The organism is Embleya sp. NPDC050154 (assembly GCF_044460165.1).
Classification (GTDB): Bacteria; Actinomycetota; Actinomycetes; order Streptomycetales; family Streptomycetaceae; genus Embleya.
The window spans coordinates 1-20527 of record NZ_JBITJP010000005.1; the positions used below are offsets into that span (position 1 = coordinate 1).

23 protein-coding genes and 1 tRNA gene are annotated in these 20527 nt (G+C 71.7%); 13 read left to right on the forward strand and 11 right to left on the reverse strand.

The window, feature by feature from the left end; translation table 11 throughout:
* Positions 1 to 445: 445 nt before the first annotated feature.
* Both ACIBSV_RS11960 and ACIBSV_RS11965 read left to right on the forward strand, forming a co-directional pair.
* Positions 446 to 1222: a rhomboid-like protein gene (locus tag ACIBSV_RS11960; RefSeq protein ID WP_395861860.1), complete on the forward strand. Its 777-nt coding sequence runs from the start codon at positions 446 to 448 to the stop codon at positions 1220 to 1222.
* A gap of 11 nt (positions 1223 to 1233) precedes the next feature.
* Positions 1234 to 1306: transfer RNA gene (locus ACIBSV_RS11965), tRNA-Ala, on the forward strand.
* 72 nt (positions 1307 to 1378) lie between these two features.
* Here the strand turns inward: ACIBSV_RS11965 and ACIBSV_RS11970 are convergent.
* Entirely contained in the window at positions 1379 to 2554 is a 1176-nt protein-coding gene (locus tag ACIBSV_RS11970) for an epoxide hydrolase family protein (RefSeq protein WP_395861861.1), read from the reverse strand.
* Between the two features lie 62 nt (positions 2555 to 2616).
* On the opposite strand from ACIBSV_RS11970, the gene ACIBSV_RS11975 reads away from it, so the two are divergent.
* Positions 2617 to 3594, forward strand: a complete 978-nt coding sequence (locus ACIBSV_RS11975; protein ID WP_395861863.1) for a helix-turn-helix transcriptional regulator — start codon at positions 2617 to 2619, stop codon at positions 3592 to 3594.
* A gap of 2 nt (positions 3595 to 3596) precedes the next feature.
* On the opposite strand, the gene ACIBSV_RS11980 is transcribed toward ACIBSV_RS11975, so the two are convergent.
* Positions 3597 to 3722 (reverse strand): hypothetical protein, encoded by a 126-nt coding sequence (locus ACIBSV_RS11980; protein WP_395861864.1) that lies wholly within the window; start codon positions 3720 to 3722, stop codon positions 3597 to 3599.
* Positions 3723 to 3990: 268 nt separating this feature from the next.
* Here ACIBSV_RS11980 and ACIBSV_RS11985 point away from each other — a divergent pair, with 268 nt between their 5' ends.
* The 4 genes from ACIBSV_RS11985 to ACIBSV_RS12000 all read left to right on the forward strand — a co-directional run bounded on the left by ACIBSV_RS11985 (position 3991) and on the right by ACIBSV_RS12000 (position 9717).
* Positions 3991 to 4635: a lysoplasmalogenase family protein gene (locus ACIBSV_RS11985; protein WP_395861866.1), complete on the forward strand. Its 645-nt coding sequence runs from the start codon at positions 3991 to 3993 to the stop codon at positions 4633 to 4635.
* A gap of 269 nt (positions 4636 to 4904) precedes the next feature.
* Positions 4905 to 7805 (forward strand): leucine--tRNA ligase, encoded by a 2901-nt coding sequence (gene leuS / locus ACIBSV_RS11990; RefSeq protein WP_395861868.1) that lies wholly within the window; start codon positions 4905 to 4907, stop codon positions 7803 to 7805.
* Positions 7806 to 8040: 235 nt separating this feature from the next.
* The gene (locus ACIBSV_RS11995) at positions 8041 to 8673 is read left to right on the forward strand and encodes a hypothetical protein (RefSeq protein ID WP_395861869.1); all 633 of its coding nucleotides are present in this window, start codon (positions 8041 to 8043) and stop codon (positions 8671 to 8673) included.
* A gap of 198 nt (positions 8674 to 8871) precedes the next feature.
* Positions 8872 to 9717 (forward strand): DegV family protein, encoded by an 846-nt coding sequence (locus ACIBSV_RS12000; protein ID WP_395861870.1) that lies wholly within the window; start codon positions 8872 to 8874, stop codon positions 9715 to 9717.
* A 193-nt stretch (positions 9718 to 9910) separates the two neighbouring features.
* On the opposite strand, the gene ACIBSV_RS12005 is transcribed toward ACIBSV_RS12000, so the two are convergent.
* On the reverse strand, positions 9911 to 10117 hold the full coding sequence (locus tag ACIBSV_RS12005) for a hypothetical protein (RefSeq protein WP_395861871.1): 207 nt from the start codon (positions 10115 to 10117) through the stop codon (positions 9911 to 9913).
* Positions 10118 to 10184: 67 nt separating this feature from the next.
* On the opposite strand from ACIBSV_RS12005, the gene ACIBSV_RS12010 reads away from it, so the two are divergent.
* From ACIBSV_RS12010 to ACIBSV_RS12035, 6 genes are all read left to right on the forward strand, one after another.
* Positions 10185 to 10817, forward strand: a complete 633-nt coding sequence (locus tag ACIBSV_RS12010; RefSeq protein ID WP_395861873.1) for a helix-hairpin-helix domain-containing protein — start codon at positions 10185 to 10187, stop codon at positions 10815 to 10817.
* Between the two features lie 89 nt (positions 10818 to 10906).
* Positions 10907 to 12364, forward strand: coding sequence for a ComEC/Rec2 family competence protein (locus ACIBSV_RS12015; RefSeq protein WP_395861875.1), 1458 nt, complete (start codon positions 10907 to 10909; stop codon positions 12362 to 12364).
* A 136-nt stretch (positions 12365 to 12500) separates the two neighbouring features.
* Positions 12501 to 13718, forward strand: coding sequence for a helix-turn-helix domain-containing protein (locus tag ACIBSV_RS12020; protein ID WP_395861877.1), 1218 nt, complete (start codon positions 12501 to 12503; stop codon positions 13716 to 13718).
* Positions 13719 to 13790: 72 nt separating this feature from the next.
* Positions 13791 to 14195, forward strand: coding sequence for an ATP-binding protein (locus ACIBSV_RS12025; RefSeq protein WP_395861879.1), 405 nt, complete (start codon positions 13791 to 13793; stop codon positions 14193 to 14195).
* 111 nt (positions 14196 to 14306) lie between these two features.
* Positions 14307 to 14504, forward strand: coding sequence for a hypothetical protein (locus tag ACIBSV_RS12030; RefSeq protein ID WP_395861880.1), 198 nt, complete (start codon positions 14307 to 14309; stop codon positions 14502 to 14504).
* Positions 14489 to 14737 carry a hypothetical protein gene (locus ACIBSV_RS12035; RefSeq protein WP_395861881.1) on the forward strand — a complete coding sequence of 83 codons (249 nt, stop codon included), beginning with the start codon at positions 14489 to 14491 and terminating at the stop codon, positions 14735 to 14737. Before ACIBSV_RS12030 ends, ACIBSV_RS12035 begins: the two co-directional genes overlap by 16 nt.
* A 164-nt stretch (positions 14738 to 14901) precedes the next feature.
* Here ACIBSV_RS12035 and ACIBSV_RS12040 read toward each other — a convergent pair whose 3' ends face one another.
* The 8 genes from ACIBSV_RS12040 to ACIBSV_RS12075 form a co-directional block, all read right to left on the reverse strand.
* Positions 14902 to 15099, reverse strand: a complete 198-nt coding sequence (locus tag ACIBSV_RS12040; protein ID WP_395861883.1) for a hypothetical protein — start codon at positions 15097 to 15099, stop codon at positions 14902 to 14904.
* 324 nt (positions 15100 to 15423) lie between these two features.
* Positions 15424 to 15732 (reverse strand): hypothetical protein, encoded by a 309-nt coding sequence (locus tag ACIBSV_RS12045; protein WP_395861884.1) that lies wholly within the window; start codon positions 15730 to 15732, stop codon positions 15424 to 15426.
* A gap of 60 nt (positions 15733 to 15792) precedes the next feature.
* Positions 15793 to 16047, reverse strand: a complete 255-nt coding sequence (locus ACIBSV_RS12050) for a holin (protein ID WP_395861886.1) — start codon at positions 16045 to 16047, stop codon at positions 15793 to 15795.
* Positions 16044 to 17213 (reverse strand): peptidoglycan-binding protein, encoded by a 1170-nt coding sequence (locus tag ACIBSV_RS12055; RefSeq protein ID WP_395861888.1) that lies wholly within the window; start codon positions 17211 to 17213, stop codon positions 16044 to 16046. Before ACIBSV_RS12055 ends, ACIBSV_RS12050 begins: the two co-directional genes overlap by 4 nt.
* Positions 17213 to 17428 carry a hypothetical protein gene (locus tag ACIBSV_RS12060; RefSeq protein WP_395861890.1) on the reverse strand — a complete coding sequence of 72 codons (216 nt, stop codon included), beginning with the start codon at positions 17426 to 17428 and terminating at the stop codon, positions 17213 to 17215. Before ACIBSV_RS12060 ends, ACIBSV_RS12055 begins: the two co-directional genes overlap by 1 nt.
* Before the next feature lie 162 nt (positions 17429 to 17590).
* A complete protein-coding gene (locus ACIBSV_RS12065) occupies positions 17591 to 18211 on the reverse strand; it encodes a hypothetical protein (RefSeq protein ID WP_395861892.1) in 621 nt (206 codons plus the stop codon).
* A gap of 104 nt (positions 18212 to 18315) precedes the next feature.
* The gene (locus tag ACIBSV_RS12070; protein WP_395861894.1) at positions 18316 to 19407 is read right to left on the reverse strand and encodes a hypothetical protein; all 1092 of its coding nucleotides are present in this window, start codon (positions 19405 to 19407) and stop codon (positions 18316 to 18318) included.
* Positions 19404 to 20522: a hypothetical protein gene (locus tag ACIBSV_RS12075; protein ID WP_395861896.1), complete on the reverse strand. Its 1119-nt coding sequence runs from the start codon at positions 20520 to 20522 to the stop codon at positions 19404 to 19406. The genes ACIBSV_RS12070 and ACIBSV_RS12075 overlap by 4 nt, the downstream gene beginning before the upstream one ends.
* Positions 20523 to 20527: the final 5 nt, after the last annotated feature.

A 20527-nucleotide genomic window follows, 5' to 3' on the forward strand; every position in this document is an offset into this window, starting at 1 on the left:
ACGACCCACTCCGCCCAGGCGCGTCAGCGCCCCCGACCCGCGCCCACCCCAGTGATCGACGCGCGAAGCGCGGAGAGCGGCGGAGCCGCAGGTTTGGGCTTCGTGGCCCGGAGCGAAGCGGAGGGACGCGAAGCCCCGAGCGAGGCGCCGTCTTTTTTCTCGGAGGAGCGAAGCGGGGGAGAGAAAAAAGGTGGTGCCTCGCGAGCCGGCGACGAAGTCGCCCAACAAGCAGCCGCCCCCACGACTCCGCCCCGCCCCCACGACTCCGCCCCGCCCCCACGACTCCGCCCCGCCCCCACGACTCCGCCCCGCCCCCACGACTCCGCCCCGCCACCCCACGCCCCCACCCACGACCCACCCCACCCCACCCCACCCCCTCGCGAGCCGCCGACAAAGTCGCCCAAAACAGCGTTCACATCGGGCATCACGCGGGCACCCGCCCCGGGTGACCGTCGGAATCGGCCTGGGCCTGGCCATCGCGTGGTACGTACTGCGCGGTCTCGCCCGCCACTGGGCCTGGGCCCGCCGCTGCGTGCGGGTCCTGAGCCCGTGGACCGCGCGGTTGCACGCGTGGGTGCTGTCCGCGCCGGTGACGTTCACCTACATCGCCATCTTCACCGCGTCCACGGTCGTGCAACGCACGTCGCCGCCCCGGCTGATCGACCTGCTCACCAAGCTGAACAGCACCAACCTGTTCCGGCTCGGCGACGATCCGCTGGAGGCGCTGCTCACCAGCGCGTTCTGGGTCGCCGACCACGGCTCGGGACTGGCCGGCTACGTGGTCGTGTTCGGCACGATCGTGGCCTGGGCGGAACGCCGCTACGGCTCGCCCAGGATGTTGCTGATCGGCGCGAGCGGCCACGTGTTCGGGTCGCTGCTGACCGCCGCGGTGGAGAAGGGCGCGATCGAGGCCGGCCGGCTCCCGCACAAGATCGCGTTCGCGACGGACGTCGGGGTGAGTTACGTCGAGGTGGGCTCGTGCGCCGCCGCGGTGCTGATCATGTCCGGCTGGATCCGGTTCGCGGGCACGGCGGTGATGTTCTTCTCGGTCGGCCTGCCGGTGATCGTGGACCACACCATCTGGGACTTCGGCCACCTGTTCGCGACGCTGTGCGGCCTCACCGCCGCGGCGCTGCTGCGGGCGGTCGGCCCGCTGCGCGAGCCGCCGCCGCTGCGGACCCCCTTGGTCGTGAGCACGACGACCGACCCGGTAGACTTATGACGTATTCACGCGGGGCTGTAGCTCAGTTGGTAGAGCGCTTGCATGGCATGCAAGAGGTCCGGAGTTCAATTCTCCGTAGCTCCACCGCAATCGCGAAGGCCGCTTCCGTCAGGAAGCGGCCTTCGGTCGTTCCGGGCCCGGTTGCCGGGCGCCGGCTCAGCTCAGGCCCGCGAAGAACTCCCGGACGTCGCCGATCAGCAGTTCCGGCTGCTCCAGCGACAGGAAGTTGCCACCACGCTCGAACTCCGTCCAACGCACCACGTTGTGGTCGCGTTCGGCGAACCGACGGATCGCGACGTCCTGCGGCAACGCGACGGCCACCGCCGTGGGGACCGTGCCGCGGTCCTTCGGCGCCCACGCGCTCGGATCGTGCGCCATCTCGTAGTAGAGGTTGGCCGAGGAACCGGCCGTGCCGGTGAACCAGTACAGGCTGACGTTGGTGAGCAGGGTGTCCCGGTCCACCGCGTCCTCGGGCAACTCGCTCGCGGTGTCCGTCCACTCCTTGAACTTCTCCACGATCCACCCGAGCTGGCCGACGGGGGAGTCGTGCAGCCCGTAGGCGAGCGTCTGCGGCCGGGTCGACTGGATCGCGTTGAAGCCCATCTTGTCGTCCCGGAACTCCTGGAGCCGGGCCAGCCTGGACTGTTCGCTCTCGGTCAACCCGGCGAAGTCGGCGGGGTCCTCGGACGGGAAGGTGACCAGGCCGTTGACGTGGATCCCGATGACCTTCTCCGGTGCGATACGACCCATCTCGGCCGCGATCCACGCGCCGCCGCCATTGCCCTGTACGCCGTAGCGGGCGTGGCCCAGGCGGGCCATCAGCTCGGTGAACGCGCCGGCGATCCGGCCGGTGGTCCAGCCGGGGCCGGACAGCGGCCCGGAGAAGCCGACCCCCGGAGTGTCGGTGACCACGACGTGGAAGTCGCGCGACAGCGGCTCGATCACGTCGACGAACTGCACGAACGAGCCCGGCCAGTCGTGGATCAACAACAGCGCGGGGGCGTCGGCCCGGGCCGAGCGCACGTGGGCGAAGTGGATGTCCTGACCGTCGACCTCGGTGACGAACTGCGGGAACGCGTTCAGCCGCGCCTCCGCCTTGCGCCAGTCGAACCCGTTCGCCCAGTAGTCGGCGAGGCCCCGGAGGTAGTCCGCCGGCACCCCGCGCGTCCAGTCGGGCACGCCCGGGACGTCGGCGGCCCAGCGGGTGCGGGTCAGGCGGTCGCGCAGGTCGTCGAGCTCGGCCTGGGCGATCTCGATCCGGAACGGGCGGATCGCGGTGGCATCGGCGTTCGCGGTGACGTTCTCGGCTGCGGTGTTGCTGCTGTTCTCCATGAGAAGAACAGTAGGATGCCAATAGGAACACTCCGCTCCTATAGAGGCATCAGGCTGAAAGAATGTTGGAAACCTCCGCACGCTTGCTGCGCCTGTTGTCCCTGCTCCAGACCCCCCGCGACTGGCCGGGCTCCGAATTGGCCGAACGCCTGGGCGTCACCGGCCGCACGATCCGCAAGGACGTCGAGCGGCTGCGCGACCTCGGCTATCCCGTCGACGCGACCCGAGGTTCCACCGGCGGCTACCGACTCGCCTCCGGCGCCGCGATGCCGCCGCTGTTGCTCACCGACGACGAGGCGGTCGCGGTCACCGTCGGCCTGCGAACCGTCGCCCAGGGCGCGATGGCGGGCATGGAGGAGACCTCCATACAAGCGCTGGCCAAGCTGGAACAGGTGCTGCCGGCGCGACTTCGCCGGCGGGTGCGCACGTTGCAGCGGTACGCGGTGCCGGTGCCCGCGGACCGGCCGAGCGCGAAGGTGGACACCGACGTGCTCACCGTCCTGGTCGCGGCCTGCCGGGACCGCGAGCGGTTGCGGCTGGACTACCTCGACCACGCCGGCACGTCCACTCGGCGCACCGTCGAGCCCCAGCGCGTGGTCAACTGGGGCCGCCGCTGGTATCTGGTCGCGTGGGACGTGGACCGGGGCGACTGGCGCACCTTCCGGGTCGACCGGATCACCCCGCGAACCCCGAGCGGCCCCAGGTTCGCGCCGCGCGAGGACCCGGAGGGCGACGCCGCGAGGTACGTGGCCGGCAAGGTCTCCGCCGCCGCGTGGCGACACCGCGCCCGGGTCCTGGTCCACGCGCCCGCCGCCGAGGTCCTGGAGCGGATCAACCCGGCCGTGGGCACCGTCGAGGCGATCGACGCCGACACCTGCGTCCTGGACACCGGCGCCGACTCCCTCGACACCCTGGCCGTGTACCTGGGCATGCTCGGCCACGACTTCGACGTCACCGACCCCCCGGAACTGATGGCCCACCTACGCGCCTTGGCCACCCGCTACACCCGCTCGACACCGCCGGAGCCGCCCGAGGACTGAACTCAACGCACCAGCGAGGCCACGTCGATGTCGATCGCGAACGGCACCGGAAGATCGAGACGCACGCGCTCGATCGCCGTGGCCACATACGCGCCTGTGGTCGGCTCCAATTCGAAGACGTGAACCACCGGCAGTTCGTCCCGCGGCCGAGCTGTTCGGCACCGAGGTCGTCGGGCATTCCGCCGACGGCGCCCGGTCCACGCGCCGGCTACGATGCGGCGGTCACCGGCGGGGAGTTGTGCCCAGGCTTCGAGCGAATGCGGGGTCGGCCCGGGTCGGATGCGGACCGTTTCGCGGGCCTTCGGTGATCACGATTGGGGTCTTTCCCGTCACGGTTGCGTGACGGTCGAACGAGTGGGCGAATGGTCCGGTTTCCGGTCAGTAGTGTCGCCGGACGTGAACCTCACCGCAGTACTCGTGCTGGTGCTCGCGAGCCTGCTCGCGGTCGCCGACTGGGTGGCCGTCGCCCGGGAACGCCTCCCGCTCGATCGGCTCCTGAAACCCGCGGTGATCTGTGCCCTGGCCGTCGTCGTCTGGTCGTTCGAGGACGTCGACGGGGCACTGCGCGCGTTGTTCAGCGTCGCGCTCGCGCTGTCGCTGCTGCGCGACGTGCTCGCCCCGCGCTGGTTCGCCGGCGCGGTCGCGGCCTCACTGCTCGCCCACATCGGCTACGTCGCGGGCTTCCAACGCATGGGCTGGTCCTGGCTGTGGGCGGCCGCCGGCATCGTGGTCGTGCTGTTCGCGGCGGGCGCCTACGCGGTGCGCCTGGTCACCGGCGCCCGCGAGACCGCGCCCACGTACATCGGCATGGTGCTGCTCTACATCGGCGTGGTCTCGCTGATGGTGGTCGCCGCGGCGGCCACCGGCCGGCCCAGCGCGGTGGCCGGCGCGTTCCTGTTCTACGTCGCCGACACCCTGGTCGGCTGGAACCGGTTCCGCGCGCCGACGCCGTACGCGCCGGTGTTGATCGCGGTCGCCTATCACCTGGCCCTGATCCTGCTGGTGTTGTCGCTGTCCACGGGCCCCGCCCCGGGGCTGTGACGGTCACCGCCCGAGTGCGGCCCGAGTCGGACCCGGACCACGACCGCATTGAAGTAACCTCAGGCCACCTGCGGTAACCTGAGGCCATGCGTGCCGTACTGCTGCTTACCGGGCCGCGCTGAGCAGGCCGGGTGGAGGACCGCTCCCACCCGACTCGGCGCGGCGACCCCTCCTGAGCGAGGGGTCTTTTCGTTTTCAGAAACGGTCGCCGCGCGAGCGACGACACCGGAAGCAGCCGACGGCTGCCCACACCCCGATGGTTGAGGACGATGACCGAGATGACGCAGGGTCCTGCCGGCAACACCGACGCCCCGACCGAGCCCTACCGCTACAACGCCGTCCTGGCCGGCGACATCGAGGCGCGCTGGCAGGACCGCTGGGAGGCCGACGGCACGTTCGAGGCGCCCAACCCGGCCGGCCCGCTGGCCGAGCCGGAAAAGGTCGCCGGGCGGCCGAAGATGATGGTGATGGACATGTTTCCGTACCCCTCGGGTGTGGGCCTGCATGTCGGACACCCGCTGGGCTTCATCGCGACCGACGTATTCGCCCGGTTCAAGCGGATGACCGGCCACAACGTACTGCACACGCTGGGCTACGACGCGTTCGGCCTGCCCGCCGAGCAGTACGCCGTACAGACCGGCACGCACCCGCGCGTGACCACCGAGGCGAACATCGCCAACATGCGCCGCCAACTGCGCCGGCTGGGCCTGGGCCACGACCAGCGCCGCTCGGTGGCCACCACCGACCCGGCGTACTACCGCTGGACGCAGTGGATCTTCCTGCAGATCTTCAACTCCTGGTACGACCCCCAGGCGCCCGGCGCGGACGGCGGCACGGGTCGCGCCCGTCCGATCGCCGACCTGGTCGAGCAGTTCGAGAAGGGCGACCGGGCCACCCCGGACGGTCGCGCGTGGGCCGACCTGACCGAGACCGAGCGTGCGGCGGTGCTGGACGAGTACCGCCTGGCGTACGTCTCGCAGGCCCCGGTCAACTGGGCGCCGGGCCTGGGCACCGTGCTGGCCAACGAGGAGGTCACCGCCGACGGCCGCAGCGAGCGCGGCAACTTCCCCGTGTTCAAGTCCAACCTGCGGCAGTGGATGATGCGGATCACCGCGTACTCCGACCGCCTGCTGGGCGACTTGGACAAGCTGGACTGGCCCGAGCCGATCAAGATCATGCAGCGCAACTGGATCGGCCGATCCGAGGGCGCCAAGGTCTCGTTCGCCACCGACGCGACGCCGATCGAGGTGTTCACCACCCGGCCCGACACGCTGTTCGGCGCCACCTACATGGTGCTGGCACCCGAGCACGAACTGGTCGACGCGATCGTCGCGGACGCGTGGCCCGAGGGCATCCCGGCGGTGTGGACCGGCGGCGCGGCCACACCCGCCGAGGCGGTCGCGGCGTACCGCCGGTTCGCCGGCTCCAAGAGCGACGTCGAGCGGCAGAGCGAGGGCAAGGACAAGACCGGCGTCTTCACCGGCGCCTACGCGAGCAACCCGGTGAACGGCGAGCGGGTGCCGATCTTCATCGCCGACTACGTGCTGATGGGCTACGGCACCGGCGCGATCATGGCGGTGCCCGCGCACGACCACCGCGACTTCGAGTTCGCGCGCGCCTTCGAGCTGCCGATCCGCTGCGTGGTCGAGCCCGCCGACGACCGCTCGATCCAGGACACCACCGACTGGGCCGACGCGTTCGTCTCCTACGACGCGAAGCTGGTGAACAGCTCCGGCGAGGGCATCTCGCTGGACGGCCTGGGCGTGGTCGACGCCAAGAAGGCGATCACCGAGTGGCTGGCCGAGCGCGGCATCGGCGAGGGCACGATCAACTTCAAGCTGCGCGACTGGCTGTTCTCCCGCCAGCGTTACTGGGGCGAGCCGTTCCCGATCGTGTTCGACGAGGACGGCGTCGCGCACGCGCTGCCGGACTCGATGCTGCCGGTCGAACTGCCCGAGATCGACGACTACCGCCCGCGCACGTTCGACCCGGACGACGCGGACACCAAGCCCGAGACGCCGCTGTCGCGCAACGCCGACTGGGTGAACGTGGAGCTGGACCTGGGCGACGGGCCCAAGCGGTACCGCCGTGAGACCAACACCATGCCCAACTGGGCCGGTTCGTGCTGGTACGAGCTGCGCTACCTGGACCCGACCAACACCGAGGTGCTGGTCGATCCCGAGGTCGAGAAGTACTGGATGGGGCCCAGGCACGAGGGCCACACCGGCGGCGTGGACCTGTACGTCGGTGGTGTCGAGCACGCGGTGCTGCACCTGCTGTACTCGCGTTTTTGGCACAAGGTGCTGTTCGACCTGGGCCACGTGTCCTCGTCCGAACCGTTCCACCGGCTGTTCAACCAGGGCTACATCCAGGCGTTCGCGTACAAGGACGAGCGCGGCGTCTACGTCGAGGCGAGCGAGGTCGAGGACCGGGACGGGAAGTTCTTCCTGGGCGAGCAGGCGGTCACCCGCGAGTACGGGAAGATGGGCAAGTCGCTGAAGAACTCGGTGACGCCCGACCAGATGGCCGAGGAGTACGGCGCGGACACGCTGCGCCTGTACGAGATGTCGATGGGCCCGCTGGAGATCTCCCGGCCCTGGGACACCCGCGCCGTGGTCGGCTCGTACCGCTTCCTGCAGCGGCTGTGGCGCAACATCGTGGACGAGCGGACCGGAGCGCCGATCGTGGTCGACGAGCCGGCCGACGAGGCCACGCTGCGGGCCACCCACAAGGCGATCGACGGCATGCGGCGGGACATGGACGCGCTGCGCTTCAACACCGCCATCGCCAAGGCGATCGAGCTGAACAACACGCTGGTCAAGCTGCCGGCGGTGCCGCGCGAGATCGCCGAGAAGCTGGTCCTGATGGTCGCGCCGCTGGTGCCGCACGTGGCCGAGGAGCTGTGGTCGAAGCTGGGCCACGGCGACACGGTCACCTACGAGGCGTTCCCGCAGGCGGATCCGGCCTACCTGGTCGAGGACGCGGTCACCTGCGTCGTGCAGATCAAGGGCAAGGTCCGGGCCCGCCTGGAGGTCCCGCCGAGCATCGGCGAGGACGAGCTGAAGGCGCTGGCGCTGGCCGATCCGACGGTGCTGGCCGCGCTGGACGGAGCCGGCGTGCGGATGGTGATCGTCAAGCCGCCGAAGCTGGTGAACATCGTTCCGGCGTAGCCGAGTCGGCGGGGGTCGGTCGGTCGCCGAGTGTGATTCGACCGGCCCTCGGCGGGCCCGGCGCGGGTTCGCCGAGGGTTCGTCGAGGGTCGATTTCCGGCCCGTGTCGGTCCCGTTTCCGGTCGGTGACGATCGGTCTGGAACGCGGTGTTTTCCGCCGCGTGCGTATCCGAGCGCCTCGGCGGCGTTAGTGTGAGGGGAAACCTTCCGGCCCCGACCAGGCAGGAGACGCCTCGTGGCCCTCGCCGACGTTCCCGCGACCACCGACTCGTTGGCCGATGGCGCCGAGACCTTCGGCGTGGTGTTGGGCGCCGGTGTGCTCGCGTGTCTCGTGCTCGTCGGCGTCGTGGTGGGCCTGATCACGATGATGCGGCGGGCGGTGCGCCGCCGGATCGAGCGGCACGCGCCCCGGGTCCGCGGCCTCGTGGAGGACGCCACGTCCAAGGCTCGGGCGTACACCCTTACGGGTGGCGCGGCCGAGGCGGCGCGGATGCGCGGGTCGGTGCGGCGTTCGCTGGAGCAGACCCGGCGGGTGCTGGAGGCGGGCTACGCGCACGACGCCCAGCTCTCCGAGGCGGTGGCGCTGCTGCGCAGGCTGGACCACTTCGCCAAGGCCCTGGACACCGACCTGAAGCTGGTCGAGCGTGAGCCGGACCGGGACCGGGTCGCGCGTGAGCTGCCCGGGCTCAAGGAGCGCGCGGATCGCATCGAGCACACCGCGGCCTCGCTGCGGTGGGCCGTCCAGGATCGCGAACGCCACCTGGGCGAGGACGAGTTGGACCGGCTCGGCACGGACGTCGAACGTGAGGCCGCGGCCCTGCGCGCGTACGCGGACGAGAGCCGATCCCGGAGCAAGCCGCTGACCTGAGCGGCTGCCGGCGGCGAGCCCCCACGACGGGACGCGCCGGCCGCACCACGGCGCGCGTCACCCGTGCGTCGGGGCGTGGCATGGTGACCGAATATTGATTGTGGTGTCTCGACTCAGCGACCCGACACGGGGTAGCCGAGACACCGACCCCGCCCCCCTGTCGTCTCACATCCGGGTGGTTGCCCGCTCATGCCGACGATGCCGACCGATCTCGCCGTGGTCACGGACTCCACGGCCTACCTGCCCGAGGAGCTCGTGGAGCGGCACCGCCTCGTGGTGGTCCCGCTCAAGGTCGTCCTGCGCGGGCGACCGTTGGACGACGGCATCGAGGCCACGCCCGCCCAACTCACCGACGCCCTGCGCCAACGCCGGATCGTGACCACGTCGCGGCCGGCGCCCGAGACGTTCGCGGAGACCTATCGCGAACTCGCCGAGAAGGGCGCGACGGGCATCGTCTCGATCCATATCTCCGGTGAGCTCTCCGGCACGTACGAGGCCGCGCTGCTCGCCGCGCGGGCCGCGGACGTGCCGGTGCGGGTGGTGGACTCGCGCACGCTCGGGATGGGGATGGGCTTCTCGGTGCTGGCCGCGGCGGAGGCGGCGGCCGACGGCGCGTCCCTGGAGGAGGCGGTGATCGCGGCCGAGAAGCGCGCGCAGACCACGTCGGCGCTGTTCTACGTGGACACGCTGGAGTACCTGCGCCGGGGCGGGCGGATCGGGGCCGCGACGGCGTTCATGGGGACGGCGCTGGCGGTCAAGCCGCTGCTGCACGTGAGCGACGGGTTGATCGGGCCGCTGGAGAAGGTGCGTACGTCGGCGCGGGCGATCAGCCGGCTGGAGGAGTTGGCGGTGGAGCGGGCGGGGGCCGGGGCCGTCGACGTCGCGGTGCACCATCTGGCCAGTCCGGAGCGCGCGGAGGCGCTGGCGGGGCGGCTGCGGGAGCGGTTGACGGGGCTGGGGGAGCTGTATGTGAGCGAGGTGGGCGCGGTGATCGGGGCGCATGCAGGGCCGGGGTTGTTGGCGGTGGTGGTTTCGCCTCGGTGAGGGTGGGTGGGGGCGGCGGTGGGCGCGTCGCCCACGTGGGTGACGCGGCGGGGTGGGGCGGGGCGGGTCACCCACGTGGGTGGGTTCGTTTTCCACAGGCCGCGGGGTTGTGCACAGGCGGGCTCGGTGGTCGGGTTCGGGTGAGCCGTTCGGCCTAGCTTCGGGGCATGTCCGGATCGTCGTCCTCGTCTGCCTATCCGTCGCCGTCCTCGTCGTCTTCCTTCCCGTCAGCGTCATCGTCAGCGTCCGCGTCCGCTTTCCCGCCGCCGTCCTCGGCCGCGTTCTCGGGGTCCGCGTCGGTCGGGCACGGTTCCTCGGCGGCGCCGCGCTCGGGGGCGGAGCGGGTGGCCGCGCTGCTCGGGTCGGGTGAGCCGGCCGCGCATCGGGGGCCGGACCCCACGCGGCGCATGGTCGAGGCGGTCGCGGATCGGTTGCCGGCGCGGCTTCGGGTGGGTGTGGATCGCCGCGTGATCGCGGCTGTCGCGGTGCTGGCGCTGGTGGCGGTCGCGCTCGCGGTCGGCGGGTGGTGGCGGGCGCGTCCGCAGAGCGTGGCGGCGCCGGCGCCGGTGGGGCAGGCGAGCGTGGTTTCGGTGCCCGGCGGCGGCCCGGTGTCGGCAGGACCGCCGGGGCCGGCCTCGGCCGCCGCGCCGGCGCCCGCGGCCGGGCCGATCACCGTGCATGTGGCGGGGAAGGTGGCGCGCCCCGGTGTGGTGGTGCTGCCGCCGGGGGCGCGGGTGGCGGACGCGGTACAGGCCGCCGGCGGCGCGTTGCCGGCGGCGGACCTGGCCACGCTGAACCTGGCCCGGCCGCTGACCGACGGCGAACAGATCCCGGTCGGCGTTCCGGGTGCCCCGGCCGCACCCGCTCAGGCCGCCCCGACGAGCGGCGGCACGTCCACGAGCCCGACCCAGGTGCTCGACCTCAACACGGCAACGGCCGAGCAACTGGAGCAACTCCCCGGCGTCGGCCCGGTTCTGGCCCGCCAGATCATCGAAAAGCGCACCCAGTTGGGCCGCTTCGCGACGGTCGACCAGCTCCGCCAGGTCCGAGGCATCGGCGACCGCAAGTACTCCGACCTGAAACCGAGGGTCCGGGTATGAGCCCCCGCACGGTGGGCCGCTCGGCTGCCGCCCCGGGTGCCCCTGCCACCGCACGTCGCGGCCGGGCGGGGGACGGGGATCGTGCGCGGGTGGACGCCCGGCTGGTGCCGGGGGCGATCGCCGCGTGGGCCGCGGCGTGGACCGCGCCGCTGGTCTCGTTCCGGGTCGTCGCGATCGCGAGTGCGTGCGCGATCCTCGGTGCCGCCGTGCTCGCCGGGGCTGTCGGGGTGTGCCGTCGGGTGACCCTTGCCGTCGTGCTCGTGTGTGTCGCGGCGGGTGGTCTGGTCGCGGGCCTGCGTACCGCCGCCGACCACGCCGGTCCCGTCGCGACCGCGGCCCGGCAGCGCGCCGAAGTCGGCGTCGAGTTGACCGTACGCACCGACCCCGAGCGCCGCGTCACCCGCGTCCGAGGCAGCGAACTCGGCGCGCCTCCCACGCTGTTCGGTGCCCGGATCGACTTTCTCGGCACGGCATCCGACCCGCCCGACCCGTCCGACGCACGCGGTGCGCACGCCGCGGCCGGTCCACTCGGCCGGCCCGGCTCGCCCGGGATTCGTGGTCCGCGTGGTGCGCGCGTGCGGACTCCGGTGACGGTTCTGGTCGGCGGGCCCGAGGCGGGATCCTGGCTCGGGCTGCTCCCGAGCACCCCGGTGCGGGCGCATGGGCGCCTCGTGCCGGGCAAGGGCGGCGGAGCCCTGCTGCTGATCCGGTCCGCGCCCGAGCACGTCGGCACCCCGTCGGCCCCGCAGCGCCTCGCGGGCCACCTCCGGGCCCGCCTGCGCGCGGCGTGCGCGGACCTGCCGCCCGCCGCCCGAGGCCTGCTCCCGGGCCTGGTCGTCGGCGACACCAGCCAACTCCCGGCCGACCTCGAAGCCGACTTCCGCACCGCCGAACTCACGCATTTGACCGCCGTAAGCGGCACCAACATCACGATCCTGCTGGGATTCGTTCTCTTCGTGCTTCGCCGTAGCGGTCTGCGTGGACGCGTGCTGCCGATCACGGGGGCGGCGGCGATCGCGTGCTTCGTGGTGGTGGCCCGGCCCGAACCCAGTGTGTTGCGCGCCGCCGCGATGGGCCTGGTCACCGTGGTCGCGTTGTACAGCGGCCGGCCCCGACGCGGACTGCCCGCACTCGCCGTCGCGGTGCTCGGCCTGGTGCTCTTCGATCCGACCCTGGCCCGGTCCTACGGCTTCGCGTTGTCCACGTTGGCCACGGGCGCACTGCTGCTGCTCGCGCCGCATTGGACCGCACGACTTCGGACCCGAGGTTGGCCGACGTGGGCCGCGGTCGTGGTCGCCGTACCGCTCGCCGCACAGGCCGTCTGCGGACCGCTCGTGGTGAGTTTCGCCGGCCGGGTCAGCCTCGTCATCCTGCGTTGCCCGTCAATCTTTGGCGATTGTAGGGAGGGCACAACACGGCCCGGCCCCAGGGTGGGTGGGACCGGGCCGCACGCCCGCCGCCCTGAGGCGGACGCTGGCCGTCGCAGAGCGAGGCCACGCAGCAGCATGACCGGTTGGGCTGACAGGACAGCGGCCCCGCACCGGTGACGAGCCGGATCACGGGGCCGCATACGCCACCAGCAGGCGTAACCTGGCGATGACTCACATCACAGGCAGGGTACCGCCCCCGCTACACGATGCACCGCCCTCGGGGGCAGACCCGCGAGTACGGGTAGGGGACACAGTGGCTGACGACCACGCACACGAGATCGGCCGGCGCATCCGCGACCGGAGAACCCAGCAGGGCATGACCCGTACCGCTGTTGCGGCGGCCTGCGGGAAGAGCGCGGAGTGGCTCAAGTCGATCGAGATCGGCAAGCGATCCACACCGCTCCCCATGCTCCTCCGCCTCGCCGAGGTGCTCCACGTAGCCGACCTGACCGAGCTGGTCGGCCGGCAGGTCCGCACCATGGACTACGCCCGCCCCGGGCACGGCACCCTCGACAGCGTGCGCCGCGCGCTCATGGCGTATCCGCTCGACACCGCGACCGACGAGCCGCCGACGCTCGATCGCGTCCGCGCCCAGCTCGACGGCGCGTGGCGCACCTGGCACACCTCGCCGCAGCAGCGCACCGCGATCGGCCGCCTGCTGCCCGGGCTGATGCGCGAGGCCGAGCGCGCCGCAGAGACCCACGACGGCGACGACCGACGCACGGCGCACGCGTTGCAGGCCGAGGTCTACCACCTGGCCCAGGCATACCTGGCATGGCAGGCAGAGCCCAGGCTGGTGTGGCTCGTCTCCGATCGGGCGATGGCTGCCGCCCGTGCATCGGACGACCCGCTCGCGCTCGCCGGCAGCGCGTTCTACGTCGCTCACCTCATCCGCGCGTGTGACCGCGCCGAGGAAGCGCAGGATCTCGTAACCCGCGCCGCCGAGCTGTTGCGCCCGCAACTCGACGACGACCCGAACAGGTTGCTGCCGATGTACGGGCACCTGTGGCTGTGCGCCGCGCTGACCGCCGCTCGCGAGCGGCAAGAGGGCGACGCGCGCCGGTACTTCGACAAGGCCGCCGCCATCGCGCGGCGGCTGCCCGACGGCTACGCCCACCCCTGGCACGGCTTCGGCCAAGCGGTCGTCGACCTGTACGACATCATGATCGATGTGGAAGTCGGGCAGGCAGGCGAAGCGCAACGCAAAGCCGACCAACTCGATCCACTGTCCATCCCGAGCGTCGAGCGTAGGTCCCGGCATTGGATCGAACTCGCCCGCGGCGCGCACCACCGCGGCGACCACCTGGCGACCGCCAGTCTGCTGGACAAGAGCTGGCGTGCCAGCTCGGAGACTCTCACCTACTCGCCGATCGGACGGTCGCTGATCTCCGCGCTCGTCGATGGCGGCGGCGCGACGGTACGCGAGGACGCGCTCAAGCTCGCGACAAACGTCGGGCTGATCGCCGCGTAGCTGACCGGGTACAGATAGCGACCGGGGACGATCTGTCCCCGGTCGCTGCATTTCGTCCCCGATGCTCTGGACATGGACGTATTACCGGGGATCGAGTGCCGCACGACGTGGCTCCCACGTGAGCCCGCGTCCGCCGCCCTCGCGCGCGCCCACATCGTCGACGCCTGTCGGGCCTGGGGCCTCGACAACATCACGCCGGTCGCGGTGCTGGCGGCGTCAGAGTTGGTTACGAACTCGATCATCCACACCGAGAGCGCCTTGGTGGGCGTCGTGGCGTGGCGTGATGGACGGCGGTTCAGCGTCGAAGTACGCGACAGCGACCCCGCGCCCCCGATCCTCCGGACCCCCACCCGCGCCGACGACCACGGGCGCGGCCTGCGCCTGGTCGCCGAGATGTGCGACCAGTGGGGCGTCCTACCCGCCGACGACGGCGACGGCAAAGCGGTGTGGTTCTCCATCACCGGGCCAATCCCCTGAGCGGGCGGGTCCGGCAGGGGATTGGCCACCCTCCGTCCCTGCGCCGTACCGAGCGGCACCGGGCCCGCCCTTATGACCCAGACCACGCACCTCAGACCGGAGGACTGCACCGTGAGCACTGAGACCGCGCCGACCACGTGGGCGGCCGGAGACTGGGTCACAGCCCGCATGCCCGACGGCGACCGCGTCCGTGGCCAAGTGACGGCCATGCGGCAGGACGACGGGCGGTGGCTGGCCGAGGTCGTCCCGTCCCGACCCGGCGGCGAAAGCGTGACCGTGCCCGCCGACGAGCTGTGGCCGGACGCATAATGGCCGCGCCGAGTCTGCCCACCGGCCGGCGCAGGCGCGTCCTGAACGCGGTAATCGCCGCAGCGGCCGTGTACGGCACAGCGCACCCGGTGACGCACCAGGCGATCGTCGAAGCGCACGAGGACGGGGCAACTCCGATGGCGCTCGGCTGCATTCTGGACGTGAGCCCGGCAATGATCAGCCTGGTGGTACTGGCTGCCCGTCCGCCCGACATCCCGCCGCCAACGCACTGACCCCGCGCAGCATGATGGCCCGTCCCCCGTGTGGGGGCGGGCCATCGTCGTTCATCGCCGACGCGTCGCCGGCTCGGTGCTCGGCGGCAACGTCGGCGGCGAGGTCGGTTGGGGCGCGCCATCACGCCGACACACCAGCGCCGCCGGATCCCACGCCGGCGCCGTCAGCGAGTAGCCCGGAGGGCACGTCGGACCCGCCGGCCCCGGCGCACCAGGCGCACCATCCCGGCCATCCACACCCGCAGGACCAGCCGGGCCCGGCTCACCCGCAGGACCGGCCGGACCCGCAGGACCCGCAGCGCCATCCGCACCAGGCGAACCCGCCGACCCGTCGACACCCGCAGGACCAGCCACCGACTCACCCACCGCACCCTGCACACCCGGCAGACCAGTCGGCCCCGGAGGACCCACCGGCCCGGGCGGACCCTGCCGCCCCGCCTCACCAGGCGGACCCGGCTCACCCCGACCCGCCGGACCCGGATCCCCACGCGTACCCGGCGGACCCGCCACCGGCACCGCACCGAGCTGCTGCACCTGACGCGCGAGCTGGTCACGCGCCGCCCGCTCGTCGGCGATCTCCTGCCGCTGACCCTGGAGCGCCAGCACAGTCCACGCCACCGCCAACGCACCGAGCAGCATCGCGAGTATGGCGAGCACGTCACCGCGGCGCCGTTCCCGAGTGGTCATCATCGGCTCCCGTAGGGCAGCAGTAGGGGGAGGAGGATCGCGACAAGCGGGACCAGGACGGCGGCGATCAGCCAGCGGCGGGTGGCGATGGCCCGGGTCATGTCGGCCGTGCGCGCGTCTTCCAACTCTTTGACGCGGTCGGCGAGTACCCGCACCGCAGCGTCCTGCGCGGACTGCTCCAGCTTCAGCAGGTCGGCGCCGACCTTGGCGTCGAGCCGCGCGCCCAAGGCGTTGATGTCGTCCCGGACGTCGAGCCGCAGATGTTCCAGTTGGCGGGCCAGCTCCCACACAGTGGGGTCAGGGGGCACTGGCCCTCCTCAAGTGCGTAGGAGTGGCCCGGCTGGTCGGCCGGGCCACGTAATGACGCGTCAGCCGATCGGCGGCAGGCTGCGCCTGGTCGACGTCGCCACCTCGGTCAGGCCCGGGCCCTCCGGCCCCACACCCGACGTGGCGATCGACGTCAGCAGCGACAGAACCGCCGCCATCCCCGCGACGGACGCGCCGCCCGCCCAGTCCGCGTCCATCAGGCCGGTCGTGCCGATACTGAACACCGCGATCAGGGCCTGCGCGAACGTCCGCCCCGATCGCTCGGTCGCTGCACGCCAGAATGCCTTGGTCATCATGAGGTCACCTTGAATCCCTGTCGGTCACCGAGCTTGCTCAGCGAGGTCTGTCCCGGGTAGCCGTCCGCGTCCGACCCCGAGTAGCCGAGTCGCCGCTGCCACGCCGCGTACGCGGTCACGGTCCGCGTGCCGTACGAGCCGTCGGCGTAGCTCGCCGACAGCAAGCCCTCGGCGACGAGCGCCCGCTCGACCAGCAACACGTCCGCCTTGTGCGTGAGGTGGCCGGTGGGAGCGGGCACGTCGACCCGAGCCGCAGCCACCACGTTCGACAGCGACACGCTCGGCCGGCTGGTCTCGCGGGACGGCAGCGCACCCAACAGCCTGATCAGCGACGCCTCACCCGGGAGACCGTCCGCGTCGGACCCGGAGTACCCCAACGACCGCTGGTAGTCGCGGTAGTTGAGGCTGTCGGCGTCCGTCCAGTCCGGACCCGGACCGCTGGTGTAGTGGGCACCGAACCCGGCCGCAACCAGGGCGCGACCGACGGCGGTGACGTGGTCGCCGTGGGCGCCGTACCCGTACAGCAACCCGTTGATCGAGTCCTGCTCGCGCGTGACCCCACCGTCGGACCCGCCACCGCCGGGCGCGGCCGTGCCCGCCGGCGGCACCTTCGAGGTGTCGATCCTGCCCGGGTCGCCGTGATCGTTGCCCGGCACCTGCGAATGCCCGAACCACCCACCCCTGTGCAGCCAGGTATCCATGTCCCGGTCGTCGTGGTCGCCCGGGTACGCCTGCGGTACGCCCGCCGGCCACACGTCCGGGATGCCCCAAGCCCGCATCGCAGCGACCGCCCGGAGGAAGTTCGGCTTCGCGGAAGGATCGAAGCCCGCGGTCCACGGCTTCGCCGCCCGACCACACACCTCCCACTGCACGCACACCTTCCCCGTCCGGTTCGTGCGCACGGACCCCGCGTTCCGCAACGCGCGGCCGGACTGGTTCAGCGGGCCGAACTGACCGAGGGAATCCGAATCCGGGTCGTACAGGATCTGCGGCTCGACACCGGCACTGATCAGGTACGACGCCATCGACAGGAACCAGCCGCGCCCAGCCGGCGCCTCAACGGTGTGCTGCACGCAACGCGGCGGCAGGTTGGGCGAGTCCATCGCCCCGCCGATCGACCCGTCGCCCAGGCGCTCGGCGCCACTGATCCACGTGGGCCCGGCCATCACTCGCCGCCCACGGGCACGTAGTAGTCCAGGTCGCCGTCCTCGCGCAGGACGTACCACTCGCCCGGCCGGTGCGGGTGCTCGCGCAACAGGCGCGGCACCTCCTCCAGCGCCGCCAGCTCGCGCACCGTGTCGACGTGCGCCTGGTCGACCGTGCCGCAGTAGGTATCGGGGAGGTCGCCCGGATGAACGACCGCCGCGTGATAGGTGGTCATGAACCCTCCTCAGGTTCGTCGGATGGCGCCGCCGGCGAGGGCGGCGTGGGGTCAGGGTCATCAGGGGTGGGCGGCAGGCCGATCCCCGCACGCGGATCCGGCCTTGACCGCGGCACACCCAACGGCACCACCGGTCGCGTCTCGTCGCTCATCGCTCACACCTCACGTCGAGTTGATGCCGTAGAGCTGCGTGAGCGCCGCATACACCGACCCGCCGCCGGACGTGCGCTGGCACTGCACCTCGATCACGAGCTGATCGCCCCACTCACCAGCCGGCAGCGCGCCCTGGTAGTCGAGCGCCGCGAACCCACCAGACGGCGCCGACGCGACGGGACCCACCGGAGTGCCGTTCACGGTCAGCCGCGCCTGTCCGGTCGTCCCGACATCCGCATACACCGACCCGTACACGACCACGTGAGAGTGCTGCCGCAGGCAATACGACCGCGACACCGCACCCCACGAACCTCCGTTCGTGCTGGGCCAGTCCGTGGCGAACACCGACACCGGCACCGGCAGGGGGATCCAGGGCCGGCCGAGATAGCCATCCACACCGATGTCGTCCATGACGATCGGAGAGCCGGACGCCCGCGCGAACATCTGCACCATCTGGCCGCCGCCCGTACCTGACGGACCGATCCGGATCGCCACGCCCGTGTTGTCGCCGCGCGCCATGTACGTCCCGTACGTGCCGTCGTCGTACTCGCCGGCGGACAGCACCAGGGCCCCGTTCGGCGCGACGACCCGGAACGTCCCGCCCTCACCGACCACCACGCGGCCGGCCAAGATTTCGTCCATCGCCGGCCGGATGTTCGCGCGCCCAGCCAGCTCGCGGAGACCGGCCTCGATCCGCCTCAGTCGGTCCTCGATCGTCTGCGGTAGAGCAGGCATCACGCAGCCTCCAGGGTCAGGCGCGCGGTCACAGGCGTGCCCTGCGCGCTCGTCGACACCGACACACCAACGACGCGGTGCCGGACGGTCATCACGTCCGGCCACACGTCCCGGATCCGGATCCGGACATACGACCCGAGCGGCGGCAGCGCCCGAGCAGCGAGCGAGATGGTGACCTCCGGGATCACCTCGGGCTCCCGGGCTCGGGCGATATCGGCGGCGGCGTGGTCGTCCAGGACGTCGAGCGTCTCGACCGTCGAGTGGTCGGACGAGCCGTCGAGAAGCGGCCACCCATCGGCCACCCGGTCCGGGTAGGACATCAGCGACGACATCAGCGGGAAGCTCGCCGCGGCCTGGTTCTTGTTGGTCGACGTGCCCCGCGACTGCCACCTGTTCGCCTCGGTGGTGCCGTCCTCCGGCAGCGCGTAATCCGTGATCACGCCCGGGTAGTCGAGGACCACGTCCGTGCTGCCCGCAGAGATGCGCGGGTACCCGAGTACGAGCGCTTTGGCGCGCGATCCGTCGCCGTCCCGATAGCTGCTGATCCGCCACTCGAACCCGTCGATGACATCCGACAGTTGATCGAGCAGCGTCCGTACCTTCGGCAGGTCGTACCGGCTGTACGTCCGCTCCCGCACCACGCCGCTGGTCTGGGACCAGTCGAGCTGGATCCCGATGTCCCCGCCCGTCTCGGCCTGCGCGACGTTGACGAGCTGGCGTGCGATGTCGAGCTGGTCCACACCGCCCGGCGCGGTCTGCCACGTCGAGTACAAGATCCGGTGGTCGAGGTAGGACTCCCATCCCGCGCACTGGATCGCCATCGACGCGCCGCCGCCGTCACGCGACCGCACCCGCGTCCACAGGATCCCGCCCCACTCGATCACCCGATCCCGCTCCAGCCACACCGCGGTGCGCGCCGGCAGCATCCGGGACGCACGCGCCGCCATCCCCGCGTCCGGGATCGGGATCGTCCCCCGGAGTGTCCCGGTCTTGCCGATCCAGTCGTCCCACGCCAGACCAGCCACCGGTAGCACGTCAATGAGCTGGTCGGAGCGCAGGTCACAGAACAACACGCGGTAGGTGCCGGTCACGGGGCATCCACCCACTGAAGCGACATCCCGGCGTTCAGCACGCCCAAGGGGTTCGTGGCGCTGTCCTGGTAAATCGCCAGACAGATGACCTCGTTCGCGGCCAGCAGGACCGGTCCCGTCGCGATGCTGCCCGCAGCCTGACCGGCGCCAGCGCCAGGAACGCTGAAGCCTCCGAGCCATGTGATCCCGGTGAGCGCGGCGGGATCGGTGGTGCGGTAGATCTGCCCGGAACGCACGCCTGTTGCCGCCGAGTTCAGCTCGATCGTGGCGGTCGCCCGGTAGTAGCCGGCCGCGTCGGCACGCAGCCCCGTCACGCCGCTGGCAGCACTCGCACCGGACGAGTTGATGGCCGTCACTCCGTTACGGGCCACCGCCCGATCCCACGTGACGATGCGGTAGAGCGTGCCCACCGGGATCGACAGAGACGCCGGCTTGACCAGGCGCCCGATTCCGGGCCGGGCGGCGGCTGGCGGGTACGCCGTCCAGGCCGACCCGGTCCACCGCTCCAGCCCCGTCCCGGTGTCCCGGTACTGACCGGCGTACGACCCGGCCGCGTTGGATGCATCGACTGGCAGGATGCCACCGTGCCCGGCCGTGAAGGCGCGCAGGTCGGTCAGCGCAGTGCCCCAGTTGATCGGGCTGCCGGACGATGCGTTCGCCGGGACCACGACCCGCGCAAGCGGCAACCACACCGCACCGACCGGCGGCGTCGGATCCACCGGCGACGGGGCCGGAGTACCCGGCAGACGCTCGACCTTCGCAATCGTCTGTCCGCTCGCATCAACCAGGTTGTTGTACACGCGCAAACCGATGATGTCCCTGCGCGCGTTGGTCGGATCGCCGTTCGGGATGACCAGCGTCTCGGCCACGGTCACCGCGACCGCGTACGCGCCGGCCGCCGCCGATCCCTGGATGATCGCCCGGCCGACCGCGATGGTCGCCGTCATGCTGGTGCCCGTCACCAGGCACGGCGCGCCACCCGGGATCAGGCCCGAGCGGGAGGTGAGTTCGCCCGTTGGCCACCACGTGCCGATCGGTGTGAGGCGGGTGGCGGCGCGGGTCTGCCCGCCTGCGGCGTCGCCGCGGTTCGTGAGCCATGCGGCTACGACGGTCATGATCG